At 63.9% G+C, this 13,164-nt stretch carries 13 protein-coding genes and 2 tRNA genes; 4 read left to right on the forward strand and 11 right to left on the reverse strand.

Going from position 1 to position 13,164, the window contains the following annotated elements; genetic code table 11:
• The first annotated feature begins 28 nt into the window (after positions 1-28).
• Positions 29-436: a metallopeptidase family protein gene (locus JCM7686_RS14910; RefSeq protein WP_020951623.1), complete on the forward strand. Its 408-nt coding sequence runs from the start codon at positions 29-31 to the stop codon at positions 434-436.
• A 108-nt stretch (positions 437-544) separates the two neighbouring features.
• Here JCM7686_RS14910 and JCM7686_RS14915 read toward each other — a convergent pair whose 3' ends face one another.
• From JCM7686_RS14915 to rpmH, 10 genes are all read right to left on the reverse strand, one after another.
• Positions 545-1,063 carry a SixA phosphatase family protein gene (locus JCM7686_RS14915; RefSeq protein WP_020951624.1) on the reverse strand — a complete coding sequence of 173 codons (519 nt, stop codon included), beginning with the start codon at positions 1,061-1,063 and terminating at the stop codon, positions 545-547.
• A 102-nt stretch (positions 1,064-1,165) separates the two neighbouring features.
• Positions 1,166-2,065 (reverse strand): acetylglutamate kinase, encoded by a 900-nt coding sequence (gene argB / locus JCM7686_RS14920; protein ID WP_041527397.1) that lies wholly within the window; start codon positions 2,063-2,065, stop codon positions 1,166-1,168.
• A 109-nt stretch (positions 2,066-2,174) separates the two neighbouring features.
• Positions 2,175-2,825: a ribosome biogenesis GTP-binding protein YihA/YsxC gene (gene yihA, locus JCM7686_RS14925; RefSeq protein ID WP_020951626.1), complete on the reverse strand. Its 651-nt coding sequence runs from the start codon at positions 2,823-2,825 to the stop codon at positions 2,175-2,177.
• The gene (locus JCM7686_RS14930; RefSeq protein WP_020951627.1) at positions 2,825-3,580 is read right to left on the reverse strand and encodes an MOSC domain-containing protein; all 756 of its coding nucleotides are present in this window, start codon (positions 3,578-3,580) and stop codon (positions 2,825-2,827) included. Before JCM7686_RS14930 ends, yihA begins: the two co-directional genes overlap by 1 nt.
• Positions 3,577-5,451, reverse strand: a complete 1,875-nt coding sequence (gene yidC, locus JCM7686_RS14935; protein WP_020951628.1) for a membrane protein insertase YidC — start codon at positions 5,449-5,451, stop codon at positions 3,577-3,579. Before yidC ends, JCM7686_RS14930 begins: the two co-directional genes overlap by 4 nt.
• Before the next feature lie 174 nt (positions 5,452-5,625).
• Positions 5,626-6,594: an EAL domain-containing protein gene (locus JCM7686_RS14940; protein ID WP_020951629.1), complete on the reverse strand. Its 969-nt coding sequence runs from the start codon at positions 6,592-6,594 to the stop codon at positions 5,626-5,628.
• A 60-nt stretch (positions 6,595-6,654) separates the two neighbouring features.
• Entirely contained in the window at positions 6,655-7,566 is a 912-nt protein-coding gene (gene ttcA, locus JCM7686_RS14945; protein WP_020951630.1) for a tRNA 2-thiocytidine(32) synthetase TtcA, read from the reverse strand.
• Positions 7,563-7,853, reverse strand: coding sequence for a membrane protein insertion efficiency factor YidD (yidD, locus tag JCM7686_RS14950; RefSeq protein ID WP_020951631.1), 291 nt, complete (start codon positions 7,851-7,853; stop codon positions 7,563-7,565). Before yidD ends, ttcA begins: the two co-directional genes overlap by 4 nt.
• Positions 7,850-8,401: a ribonuclease P protein component gene (rnpA, locus tag JCM7686_RS14955; RefSeq protein ID WP_084621174.1), complete on the reverse strand. Its 552-nt coding sequence runs from the start codon at positions 8,399-8,401 to the stop codon at positions 7,850-7,852. Before rnpA ends, yidD begins: the two co-directional genes overlap by 4 nt.
• A 35-nt stretch (positions 8,402-8,436) precedes the next feature.
• Positions 8,437-8,574, reverse strand: a complete 138-nt coding sequence (gene rpmH / locus JCM7686_RS24100; protein WP_017998233.1) for a 50S ribosomal protein L34 — start codon at positions 8,572-8,574, stop codon at positions 8,437-8,439.
• A 266-nt stretch (positions 8,575-8,840) separates the two neighbouring features.
• Between rpmH and JCM7686_RS14960 the strand changes: the two genes are divergently transcribed.
• The 3 genes from JCM7686_RS14960 to JCM7686_RS14970 all read left to right on the forward strand — a co-directional run bounded on the left by JCM7686_RS14960 (position 8,841) and on the right by JCM7686_RS14970 (position 10,746).
• Positions 8,841-10,271 carry a sensor histidine kinase gene (locus tag JCM7686_RS14960; RefSeq protein ID WP_020951633.1) on the forward strand — a complete coding sequence of 477 codons (1,431 nt, stop codon included), beginning with the start codon at positions 8,841-8,843 and terminating at the stop codon, positions 10,269-10,271.
• A 115-nt stretch (positions 10,272-10,386) separates the two neighbouring features.
• Positions 10,387-10,463: transfer RNA gene (locus JCM7686_RS14965), tRNA-Arg, on the forward strand.
• Between the two features lie 206 nt (positions 10,464-10,669).
• Positions 10,670-10,746: transfer RNA gene (locus JCM7686_RS14970), tRNA-Arg, on the forward strand.
• Between the two features lie 161 nt (positions 10,747-10,907).
• Here the strand turns inward: JCM7686_RS14970 and ptsP are convergent.
• The gene (gene ptsP, locus JCM7686_RS14975; RefSeq protein WP_020951634.1) at positions 10,908-13,151 is read right to left on the reverse strand and encodes a phosphoenolpyruvate--protein phosphotransferase; all 2,244 of its coding nucleotides are present in this window, start codon (positions 13,149-13,151) and stop codon (positions 10,908-10,910) included.
• Positions 13,152-13,164: the final 13 nt, after the last annotated feature.

Below are 13,164 nucleotides of genomic sequence, written 5' to 3' on the forward strand. Positions count from 1 at the left end.
TATCAAGGGGAAAATGCGGGAGAAAACTATGACCGACTGGAGCGAAGCAAAAGCGCCGGACCTTGCCGCCCTCGAAGCCATGGCGCGCGAGGTGATCGCGGGCTTTCCGGCCGAGTTCGCGGGCCATGCGCAAAGCGTGATTCTGCGGGTCGACGAGATCGCGCGCGATGAGTTTCTCGAAGAGCTCGACATTCACGACCCGCTCGAACTGACCGGGCTTTACGATGGCATTCCGCTGACCGAAAAAGCCCCGAGCGAGCCGCAATCCTTTCCCGATACCGTCTGGCTCTTTCGCCGCGCGATCATCGACGAATGGGCCAGTCGCGGAAATGTGACGCTTGGCGCGCTGGTGTCGAATGTCGTCGTCCACGAATTCGCCCATCACTTCGGTTGGTCGGATGAGGATATCGCGACCATCGATCGCTGGTGGGAATAGACGCGACCGCTTGTGACGCCTCCCCGGCGGGCTAGCCGGGGAAAAGGCGCAAGAGCCAAGGCCGGTGTCGGCCCCCTTCGCGAGGCCCGCAATTGGCGGGCCTTTGCGTCAGCTGCGCCCGTCGAAGCGCACGAAATCCAGAACCGAGCCCTGCCCCGCCTGCACCTCGTTCCAACCATCAATCTGGAAATCCAGCACCAAGGTCGCGGCGGTGGGATAGCGGCGGAATTCGGGATCCAGCGGCGGCCGTGCCGGCAACATCTCGGCCAGCTCGGCAATGCCCGGATTATGGCCGACAATCATCACGGTCGGCGCTTGGGCCGTGCGCAAAAGCGCCAGCATCTGGTCGGGGCTGGCATGGTAAAGACCGGCCTCGTCGCGCACATTCGGACGCACCTCAAGCGGCGCGGCAAAGACCGCGTCCCAGGTCTCGCGCGTGCGGGTCGAGGTCGAACACAGCACCTCTTCGGGCTCATAGCCGCGGCTGGCGAGCCAATCGCCAAGCTCGCGCGCCGAACGACGACCACGGTCATTCAGCGGACGGTCGTGATCCGGTTGCGCCGGGTCATCCCAAGAGGATTTCGCATGGCGTGTCAGTATGAGTCGACGGTATCCAATTGGAGTCATGAAAGCCCCTGCCCGCTCGTAATGATGTATCCCAAAGCCTGCCACAGCTTCAGAGGATGCGGCAAGCTCTGTCTCAAGTAGAAGGAAAACTCTGGACGCGCCTTAAAGTTCGCTGGCGCCCTGACGCAATCCGCGCGGCTTGACCCGCGGCGGCGTCGAGCGGATCAGACTGCCCGCGCCATGCTCGGTAAAGAGCTCCAGCAGCGAGGCATTCGGCACCCGGCCATCAAGAATAACCACCGCGCGCACGCCCTCATCCAGCGCCTTGAGCGCGGTTTCGGTCTTGGGGATCATGCCGCCAGCAATCGTGCCATCGGCGATCATCGCGCGGACTTGATCAGGATGCATCGAGGTCAGGACCTCGCCCGAGGCATCCTTGACGCCCGCGACATCGGTCAAGAGCAGCAGACGGTCGGCTTTCAGCGCCCCGGCAATCGCGCCCGCAGCCGTGTCGCCATTGACGTTGAAGGTCTCGTTATCGGCCATGCCGGTCGCGACCGGGGCGATCACCGGGATCAGCCCGGCCTTGTAGAGATCGCGGATGATCTGGACGTTCATCTCGACCGGCTTGCCGACATAGCCGAGCTCGGGATTGTCGGCCTCGCAGACCATAAGGTCGTCGTCCTTGCCCGAGATCCCGACCGCGCGCCCGCCCGCGTCGTTGATCGCCTGCACGATGCGCTTGTTGACCAGGCCCGACAGCACCATCTCGACCACCTCGACCGTGTCTTTGGTGGTGACGCGCTTGCCGCGCACGAAATGCGATTCGATGCCCAGCTTGTCGAGCATTTCATTAATCATCGGCCCGCCGCCATGGCAGACGACAGGGTGAATGCCGACCTGTTTCATCAGCACGATGTCGCGGGCGAATTCGGCCATGGCCTCATCATCGCCCATGGCATTGCCGCCGAATTTCACGACGACCACCGCACCCGAATAGCGCTGCATATAGGGAAGCGCTTCGGAAAGGGTGCGGGCGGTCGCGGACCAGTCTCGGTTCATCTCTTGCTTTCTCATTCTCAGCCCCTGCTCGTCGGACCGGACCCTAGGACGAGAGCAGCCCCCCGTCCAGAGCCTTGCGCGCACGGGTTGCAGGCTTGGGTCGCAGGCTTCAGTCGAGGCCCGCGATAATGGCGCGCAGCGTGGCAATCCCCTCGCCCTTGTCCGAGGAGGTCACGACCAGCTCGGGATAGGCGGCGGGGTGCTTTTGCAGCTCATCCTCGACCTGCTGGATGACTTTGGCCAAAGCCTCGCGGCCGATCTTGTCGGTCTTGGTCAGCACGACCTGAAAGGGCACGGCCGAGCGGTCGAGCAGCTTCATGATCTCGTGATCGACCTCTTTGACGCCATGGCGTGAGTCGATCAGCGCAAAAGCGCGTCGCAGGGTCGCCCGGCCCGCGAGATAGTTCTTCAGCAGCGCCTGCCATTTCGCGACCACCGCCACCGGTGCCTTGGCAAAGCCATAGCCGGGAAGGTCGACGAGATAGGCCTGCTCGCCAAGCGCGAAATAGTTGATCTCTTGCGTCCGGCCCGGCGTGTTCGAGGCGCGCGCCAGCCCTTTCCGGCCGGTCAGCGCATTGATCAGGCTGGATTTCCCGACATTCGAGCGGCCTGCAAAGCAGACCTCGGGACGGTCCGCCGGTGGCAGGCCATCCATTGCGACGACGCCTTTGACGAAATCGACGGGGCCCGCAAACAGAAGCCGCGCGGCCTCAGCGGCCTCGGCCTCAGGATCCGCGGCAAGGGGGAAAGAAACTCGCATCATCGCACCTCATCGCCGCAATGGATTGTGCCACCGGTCACGACCTGGGCATAGACGCCGAAATCGCGGTGGCCGAAAACGTGTTCAAGCGTCGCAGGCATGTCGATATCGATCAGGCCGGACAGAGCGCTCGCGGATGTGGCCGGGCAACGGGTGATCGGCTCGACCACGCGCAACTCGACCTCGCCGATCGTCAGGACCTGCCCGATCAGACTGCGCTCTTCTTCCGGCGCCCAGCCCTCGATCCAGAGATTGCCGCGCCAGCGCTCGACCCCAAAGCTCTGCCCCAGCTTTGCCTCAAGCGCGGCCAATGTCGACAGCGACAGGATCGAAACATAGGGCTGGCTCGCATCGGCAAACGCCACCGGCGCGCGTACGAGACGTGTCGGCGCGGGAAAGGCCTCGGGCCAGAGCGGCAGGATCCAGTCGATCAGGCGCTGCCCCTCGGTTTCAGGATCAAAGCTCAGATCGGGCCGGTCGGGATGCGAGAGCGTGATCTTGCGCCCCGGCTCGGGCTGGCCCCAGCCGCCTTGAACCGCCTGCAAGCTCGCGCATTTCGCACCTTGCAGAAAACAGCTTTTCGGCAGCCAGCGTTCGGGAACCGCGCCCGCATGACGCTCGCCCCCTTGATGCAGAAGCGCCCACAACCGGTCTCCCGGCAATGGGCGCGACGGCTGAAGCGCGACTGTCTCGAGCCGCTCGCCCCCGATCGATTTGATCGGGTGGCGGCGGATCAGCGAGAGCCTTGCGCTCATTTTCCCTTGCCTTTGCCAGCGCCGGGGCTGGCCTTGGGCTTGGATTTCGACAGGCTCGACTTGATGTTGCCGAAGAGGTCCGGGCGGTGCCCGTGCATCGACATGATCGTGTACTGCTGGATGATCGTGATCGTGTTGTTGGTGATCCAGTAAAGCACCAGACCCGAGGCGAAGCCGCCCAGCATCAGCATGAAAATCCAGGGCATCCAGGCGAAGATCATCTTCTGCGCCGGGTCAGCGGGCGTCGGGTTGAGCTTCTGCTGCAGCCACATCGAGATCCCGAGCACGATCGCAAGGATCGGCAGCGAGAAGGAATGGAGCATCGAGCCCTGCCCCGGCGCGGCCCAAGGCAGCATACCGAAGAGGTTCCAAAGGCTCGACGGATCGGGCGCCGAGAGGTCACGGATCCAGCCAATCCACGGCGCATGACGCAGCTCGATCGTGACGAAGATCACCTTGTAGAGCGAGAAGAAGATCGGGATCTGGATCAGCATCGGCAGGCAGCCCGCCGCCGGGTTCACCTTCTCGCTCTTATAGAGCGCCATGACCTCTTTCTGATATTTCATCCGGTCGTCGCCGGTGCGCTCCTTGATCGCCTCCATCTGCGGCTGGAGCTCCTTCATCTTCGCCATCGAGATGTAGGATTTGCGCGCCAGCGGGAAGACGAGGATCTTCAGCACGAAGGTCAGGCCAATGATCGCCCAGCCCATATTGCCGATCATGCCGTGGATCCAATGGAGCAGGCGGAAGATCGGTTTGGTCAGGAAATAGAACCAGCCCCAGTCGATCGAATCGACGAAACGCTGGATGCCGGGGGCGTCCTGATAGCCGTGGATGACCTCCCAGACTTTGGCGCCCGCGAAGAGATAGCTGTTGCTCGAGGCCGACTGCCCGGGGGCGACGGTGACCATCGGCATGCGCGCTTCGGTCTGGTAGATATCGGCGCCCGGGACGTATTTGACGACCGCGGTGAAGGCCGAACCCGGAGCCGGCGCAAGCGTCGTCATCCAGTATTTGTCGGTAAAGCCGATCCAGCCGTTTTCTTTGACTTCGATGACCTTGGCCGAGCCCTCACCCGCCACCGGGTCGAGATCGGTCATCTTCTTGTATTTCATCTCGAGAAGCTGGCCATCGGTCATGCCGACAGCGCCTTCATGGAGCACGAAGAAGTTCTGAGTGTCAGGTTTGCCGTGACGCGCAAGGATACCATAAGGCGCCGCCGAGAACGGCGCGGTGCCGGTGTTTTCCAGCGATTGCGAGACGGTAAAGAGATAGCGGTCGTCAAGCTCGAAGGTGCGGCGGAAGATCTGGCCCGCGCCGTTGTCCCATTTCAGCGTGACGGGTTTGCCCGGCGCAAGCAACGTGCCCGCATCGACCGTCCAAACCGTGCCGGGTCCCGGCACCAAAGCCGGATCGGTCCCCGGTCCCGGGGTCCAGCCGTAAACGGCGTAATAGGGTTTCTGGACGACGACGGCGGGCGCGCCACCTGCCGCAACCGGCGAGGATTGCGAGGCGAGCCCCGGCTGGGTCGTCGGCGAAAGCAGGCGCACATAGGGCGAGTTCGGATCGAGCGTCTCGTGGTAGCCGGTCAGCTCAAGATCGTCGACACGGCCACCGGCCAGCGAGATCGAGCCCTTCAGCGAGGGCGATTCGATGCTGACACGCGGCGCAGAGGCCGAAGGATCGTTCGAGCTTGCCGCCGCTGCGGTCCCGAGCTCCGGCGTCGCCGGGGCACCGGCCTGCTGGCTGGTCGCGGCGGGCGCTTCGGCCGGAGGCGGCGTATCTGGCGCGAAGAACACGGTCCAGACGATCATGACCAGCGCAGAAAGCACCATGGCCAGGATCAGATTGCGGTTGTTGTCGCTGTTCATGCCAGGGCGCATCCTTCGTCGAGCATCTTCCGTCGCATACCGCGCCGCTTCAACAGAACCGACCGGCCAAGGTCAAGGGAATTTGCCGATTTCCGAGGAAAGATCCAGCGAAATGCACCCGCCGCCGAATTCAGGGCCTCCACCGCACCAAGGCTGGCGGCCCCGGGGCTGCGCTTAGCTGACCCGACGCAAAGGCGTGGCAAGGACCGTCCTGCGGTCCTGATCGATCAGATAGCCCGCGACGGCGGCCAGCGGCAAAGCCGCGGCGACGCCCGGTCCTTGCACCTGCGCGACGCCGATCTGGGTGACGAAAGCAAGCTCACCCGGAGCCGCGATCGCGGCGGCCGAAACCTCAAGATCGAGATGCTCGGCCAGAGCCATAACCGCCAAAATCATGCGTTGCTTATCGCTGTCGCGGTCACAGTCGCGCAGGAAGGGCTCTCCCAGACGCAGGCGACGCAGGCCTTGCGGTTGGGATTTCGCCAAAGCCGTCGCGATGCCGCCAGCCCCGCCAATCCCGAATTCGTCGAACTCGACGCCGCAACCCGCCGCAGCCAGTCGGTGGAGCGCGCCAAGCCGCTCACGCTCGGACCCGCCGCCTGCCCCGCCCGCGACCGAGACAATAAGCCGCATCGGGGGCACGTCCTGACGGTCAAGCTCCCACAGGAGCAGATCCGCGAGCAAGGGCTCGGCCAGAAGCTGATCGGGCAGACGCAGGGTGAGCGCATCGACCCCGACGGCGGCCCGGTCCCATTGCCGCATCGCGGTCAGCCCTTGGGACAGCGCGGTGCGGGTCAGGTCCAGAAGCTGCGGTCCGTCGAGATGGAGAAGGTAGTCGTTCGCGCCGAGCAGTCCGATTTCCGGATCGTTCAAACGCGGCTCAAGCTCTAGCCCGATGATGCCGCCGGTATCGGTGCAACGGTGGGGATGAAACCACAGCTCGACATATTCTTCGGCATAAAGCGGAACCGCTGGCGCCCCGAGCGAGGCCCCTTCGGGCAGGTCCATGAGGTCCTCAAGCCATTGGCGCATTTCGCGCCCACGGTGCTTGGCCGGCCGCAGCCCCGCCTCTGTCTCAACTGGGGCCAAAAGCGCGGCGCGCCGCCCGACAAAGCCCATCAACCGCGCCAGAATTCGTTTCATTCCCAACCCCGAATCAGATCCGTTACAGGACGAATCTGCACGAGCCGGGTTGTCGTTCCGTTAATGTTCGCGCAGCTTCGGCACAGAATCGTCACTCTTGGTAAATTCACCCGGGTCGAGGTCGGTGAAATCGAAGAGTTTCGGATCGGGCAGATGCGACGGGCGCACATTCATCAGCGCGCGGAACATCACCTGACGCCGCCCCGGAGACCGGCTTTCCCACTCGTTGAGCAGCTTCTTCACCTGCATCCGCTGAAGCCCTTCCTGCGAGCCGCAAAGCGTGCAGGGGATGATCGGATAATCCATCGCGCGGGCAAATTTCTCGCAATCGGCCTCGGCGATGAAGGCAAGCGGGCGCAGCACGTTCAGATCGCCCTCTTCGTTCAGCAGCTTCGGCGGCATCGAGGCCAGACGCCCGCCGTGGAAGAGATTCATGAAAAATGTCTCGAGAATATCGTCGCGGTGATGCCCGAGAACCACGGCAGAGCAACCCTCTTCCCGCGCGATCCGGTAGAGATTGCCGCGACGCAGGCGCGAACACAGCGCGCACATGGTCTGACCTTCCGGCACCTTGGCCTTCACCACCGAATAGGTGTCCTGATATTCGATGCGATGGGCGACCTGACGCGCGCTCAGAAACTCGGGCAGGACGGTCGCGGGAAAGCCCGGTTGGCCCTGATCGAGATTGCAGGCCAACAGCTCGACCGGCAAAAGCCCGCGCCATTTCAGCTCATGGAGCACGGCAAGCATCGTATAGCTGTCCTTGCCGCCCGACAGACAGACCAGCCATTTGTCGCCCGGACGGACCATGTCATAGGTCTCGATCGCGGCGCGGACATCGCGGACCAGACGCTTGCGCAGCTTGCGAAACTCGGTCGAGCTGGGCGCGCCGTAAAACAGCGGATGGATCTCGGCGCCGTCGGCCAAAACCTCGTCGCGGTCGTCGATGTCGATCGGGTCTGGCGCGTTCATGGCTTGCTCCGCTTGTCAGATGTGGTCGGCTCGGATTGGCTGTCGTCGGGCGTGCCGTGATCAGGCGTGCCGGGCACCGGGTCATAGCCCTGCCCGCCCCAGGGATGACAGCGGCAAATCCGCCGCGCGGTCAGCCAGCCGCCATAGAGGCCGCCGTGCCGGTCGAGCGCCTCGAGCGCATAGGCCGAGCAGGTCGGCTGGAAGCGGCAGGCATGGCCGACCCAGGGGCTCAGGACCAGCCGATAGGCCCGAACCGGCAGGGCCAGCACATGGGCGAGCGGGCTCATGCCCGCGATCCCTCGCGCGCCCCATCGCTCTGGGTCGAGCTTCTCTGGGACGAATTTCCTTTGGCCGAATCCCCCCGCGCCGAGTCGGCAGCACGGGAATCGGGCTTTTTCGGGGCATGGATCCGCGTGAGCGCCTCGTGGAGATCGCGGCGCAGATCGGCGAAATCGCGGCTGACCGTGGCATTCGGGCGCCCGACCAGCACATAATCCCAGCCCGATTTGGCAAGGCCCGGCATGATTTCACGCGCGAGTGCGCGCAGACGGCGCTTGGCGCGGTTGCGCGCCACGGCATTGCCGATCTTTTTCGAGCAGGTGTAGCCCACGCGAATGACCGCGCTCCCCGTCTCTTCGGGGGCACGGCGCCGCGCCTGCAGCAAGAAGCCCGCCGCACCCTGACGGCGCGCCGAGGCCGCCCGCAGGAAATCGGGACGGTTCTTGAGGGTTTCCATCGCCACCTCGGCAGAAGCACAAGCAGAAATAGCTGATGCCGCCGTGCCAGAGCCCGACGACACAACCTGACGGTCAGCGGCGGGAGGCAGCGGCGGCATCGGCATAAGCCTTTCTTGCGCCCGAGGGCGAAGAATTACGCCGACAGGCTCTTACGGCCCTTGGCGCGACGAGCGTTCAGCACGCGACGGCCACCTTTGGTTGCCATGCGCGCGCGGAAGCCGTGACGACGGGCGCGAACCAGGTTCGACGGCTGGTAGGTGCGTTTCGACATCGTTCAAACTCCGGGGTCAAGGCGCGCGACAATGTGGGACAACCCCACGAGCAAGCGCCGGTCTATTCGAGGCTCGCTGGATAGTCGGCCCTTGGACCCGAGTCAACCACTGAAACCGGGCATTACGGGCATTTTCTCGGCGGATCTTTGCATGATACCCTGTTTAAGGGAACCAACTCACCCTCACGCTTGTTTGAACTGCGCGTGTGAAGGGCATATGTCCTACACCACGCCGCCGGATCTCGCGGCGAATGATAAAGGTTGAGATGTCGCTGAACACCCTATCCGGTCGCTTTGCGCTGCTGACGGGCATTTTCGTCCTTTTGGCCGAATTGCTCATCGTGTTCCCGTCGATCTCGAACTTCCGCCTCTATGCGCTCGAATCGCGGCTGGAGCGGGCGCAGATCGCGTCCCTTGCGCTTCTGGCGACCGACGAATCGCTGGCGAGCGATCTTGAATCCGAGCTTCTCGAGAATGCCGAGGTCTTCAACGTCGTCTTGCGCCGCAACGACATCCGCCAGCTTGTGCTCTCCTCGCCGATCCCCGGACCGATCGCCGCGACCTATGATTTGCGCGAACAGCCGTTCTGGACGGCGATCCATGACGCGATCGTCCAGATCGCCACGCCCGAGAATCGCGTGATCCGGGTTATTGGTGCGCCGGTGAAGCAAGCGGGCCAGCTCATCGAGATCACGATGGACACCGCCACTTTGCGCCATGACATGATCGATTACGGGCTGCGGATGCTGCTCATTTCGGCGGCTTTCGCGATCATTACGGCGATCTTGCTGAATATCGTGGCGCAACGGATGCTGCTGGTGCCGATCCGGCGCGTCATCAATCACATGACAGCCTATGCCAATGCGCCCGAGGATGCGCGCTCGATCATCACGCCGACCGCGCGGCTCTCGGAACTCAACGAGGCCGAGGTGGCGCTGGCGGCGATGCAAAAGACGGTGACCTCTGCGCTCAAGCAAAAGGCGCGGCTCGCGCAGCTTGGTCAGGCAGTGGCGCGCATCAGCCACGATCTGCGCAACATTCTAACCACCGCCCAGCTTTTCGCCGACCGGCTCGAGGCAAGCGAGGATCCGGCGGTGCGCCGGGCCGCGCCGAAGCTGGTGAATTCGATCACGCGCGCCATCAACCTGTGCGAAACCACCCTCGCCTTCGGCAAGGCGGAAGAGCCCTCGCCGATTCTGTCGCGGTTCAATCTCGCAGCTCTGGTGAGCGAGGTGGTCGAGGCCGAATCGATGAACAGCGGCGCGTCCGAGGACGGGGCCGAGGTCGAATTTCTGACCGATGTCGCGCCGAATGTGATGATCCGCGCCGACCGCGACCAGTTGAACCGCGTCCTGAGCAATCTCGTGCGCAATGCCCGTCAGGCGATCCAGGGCACGCGCAAACCCGGCACGATCGAGATCAGCGGCGGCGAGGATGATGCCGAATGGTGGATCCGCGTCGGCGACACCGGCCCCGGCCTGCCTGCCAAGGCGCGCGAATTCCTGTTCCAGCCCTTCTCGGGCGGCTCGCGCAAGGGCGGGACCGGGCTTGGCCTTGCGATTGCAGCGGATCTTGTGCGCAACCACGGCGGCAAGCTCGAACTGTTGCGCACGGACGAGGAAGGCACGGAATTCCGGCTGGCGCTGCCACGCGAGCTGGCGGGCATTCAGGTGCAAGAGCCCGCGCTGACGCTGTGACCGCCCCGGTCAGAAGAGATACCGCCGCCCCGCAGGCTCGGGCTCAAGAGTTTTCCCGAAACTGGAATTTTCCTCTTGCGGCCCCCGGAGCTGGCGCATAGATAACGCCCATCGCGGACCCGTAGCTCAGCTGGATAGAGCATCAGACTACGAATCTGAGGGCCGGGCGTTCGAATCGCTCCGGGTCCGCCATTTCCTCCCCCCTCAAACCACACTTCGCGCAGCATCCTTTTGGTGCTGCATTCGCCTGTGCGACCACCCTTTCGGGGCGTCACGGCTGTCGCATTCGCCTGCGCCGCCCCCTTCCCGAAAAAGCGTATCCGGGCGCGAAATGTCACCAAAATGTTGCAGGATTCGCTTGCGCCCGCCAGCGCCACGCACTAGACACAGCGCCATGCGGACCCGTAGCTCAGCTGGATAGAGCATCAGACTACGAATCTGAGGGCCGGGCGTTCGAATCGCTCCGGGTCCGCCATTTCCCCCTCTCTTTACGACCAGATTGCGATCTCGCGCCTGCATTCGCATGACCACGTCGATCTGCCACCTCTATCCGCATGTGAAAACAGCGCAACCTTGCGGGTCGCGCTGTTCTTGGTCTTGTGTGGTGCTTGGTTAACCCGCAGGCCGCGTTGCCGATTACTGGCGGGCGAGCCAATCGGTGATCACCGGGCGCAGGTTCGAGATCCCGCGGTCGCGCGCATCGTCGATCTGGGCGCGCAGAGCCTGAAGGTTGACGCGCCGGATCAGGTGTTTGACCGGGCCAATCGAGGCCGGACGCATCGAGAGACGCCGAAAGCCAAGCGCGGCGAAGGTCACCGCCTCAATCGGACGACCCGCATCCTCGCCGCAGAACGAGACCGGCACCTCGGCCTCGGCACAGCGCGCGAGGATCAGCTCGAGGAAGGTCAGATAAGGCGCGCTCAGCGTGTCATAACGGCGGCGCACGCGCTCATTCTCGCGGTCGGCGGCAAAGAAGAACTGCTTGAGATCATTGCCGCCGATCGAGATGAAATCGCACATCTCGAAGAAACGCTTGGGCGCATAGGCCATCGAGGGCGTCTCGATCATCGCGCCGACGCGCAGATCGGTCGGCATCCCGTGGCCAAGGCGCTGCTCGCGCGCGACCGATTCCATCAAGATGCGGTAGGCATCCTCGAATTCGCTCATCTCGGCGACGAAGGGGAACATGACGTAAAGCGGGCGGCCCACCGCGGCGCGGATCAGCGCCTGAAGCTGCATTTTCAGCACGCCGGTCTTATCGAGCCCGACGCGGATCGCGCGCCAGCCCATCGCGGGATTGGGTTCGTCCTGCGGCTTCATATAGGGCAAGACCTTGTCCGAGCCGATGTCGAGCGTGCGAAACATCACCGGCCGTCCCAGCGCGGAATCGAGCACATGCGAGTAAAGCTGCGCCAGCTCGCGCCGACGCGGCACATGGGTCCGGGTCAGGAATTGCAGCTCGGTCCGGAAGAGGCCAACCCCCTCCGCGCCCGAGTTCTGCAAGCTCGGCAGATCGGCCATCAGCCCGGCATTCATGTAAAGCTGCACCGTCTCGCCGCACAGCGAGGCGGCGGGCAGATCGCGCAGGCCCGCATAGCGCTTTTGCGCCTCGGCCTGCATCGCCACCTTGTCGCGGAAGGCGGCGGCAATGGTTTCTTCAGGGCGCAGATGCACGGTGCCCATATCTCCGTCGACCAGAATCGGGTCGCCGTTCAACGCTTCAGAGGTGATCCGGGCTGCATGGATGACCAGCGGGATCGCTAACGATCGCGCGACCACGGTGGCATGACTGCCGACCGAGCCCTCTTCCAGCACCACGCCCTTGAGCTTGCGGCCATAGTCCAGAAGCTCGGCTGGACCGATATTGCGCGCGACAAGGATCGGATTTTCCGGCATTTCCGCGCCGGTATCCTTGCCCTGCCCAGTCAGGATGCGCAAAAGCCGGTTCGAGAGATCATCAAGATCATGCAGGCGGTCACGCAGATAGGGATCGGCCGCGCTTTCGAGCCGCGAGCGGGCGAGCGATTGCTCTTTCTCGACGGCGGCTTCGGCGGAGAGGCCAAGGTCTATGTCCTCTTCCATCCGGCGCAGCCAGCTGCGGGAATGGGCGAAGAGGCGATAAGCCTCCATCACCTCGGTATATTCCTTGCCCGCCGCATCCGAGGCCGCGAGCATTGCATCGACATTGCTGCGCAGCATGGCGACGGCATCATTCAGCCGCGCGCGTTCCTTCTGCGGATCATCGCCGACGGGATTGGTGATGACGACGCGCGGCTCATGCAGCCAGACCCGACCCTCAGCCGCGCCCTCCTGCCCCGAGGCGCCACGGAAGATCTGGGCAAAGCGATGCTGCATCTGCGGCGCATCCGAGCCCTGATCGAGAAAAGCGCCAAGCTCGGCCATCTCGGCCAGAACCATGGCCACGACCTCAAGCCCGTAGATATCGTCTTCAGTAAACGGCTCGGCCACGCGCGACTGGACGACCAGCACGCCCAGTTTCTCGCCCACGCGCTGGATCGGCACGCCAAGGAAGCTCGGGAAAACCTCTTCGCCGGTCTCGGGCATATAGCGGAAACCGGGTTCGGCGGGGGCATTGGCGGTGTTGATCGAGCGTCCGCTTTTGGCGACGCGGCCCACCAGCCCCTCGCCCAGACGCAGGCGGGTCTTGTGGACCGACTGGGACTTCAGCCCCTCGGTCGCGCAAAGCTCAAGCGTATCGGTATCGCGGAACAGATAGACCGAGCACACTTCGGTGCCCATCGAATCGGCGATATGGGTGGTGATGTCGTCCAGGCGGTCTTGACCACCGCCCGGCGCGGCAAGGGTCTCGCGCAACCGCCTGAGCAGTTTGCGCGAGTCGCTGTCACTGCGTCCTGCCATACTTCCTCGCCTG

Origin of the sequence: Paracoccus aminophilus JCM 7686, assembly GCF_000444995.1 — a bacterium.
Lineage (GTDB): Bacteria > Pseudomonadota > Alphaproteobacteria > Rhodobacterales > Rhodobacteraceae > Paracoccus > Paracoccus aminophilus.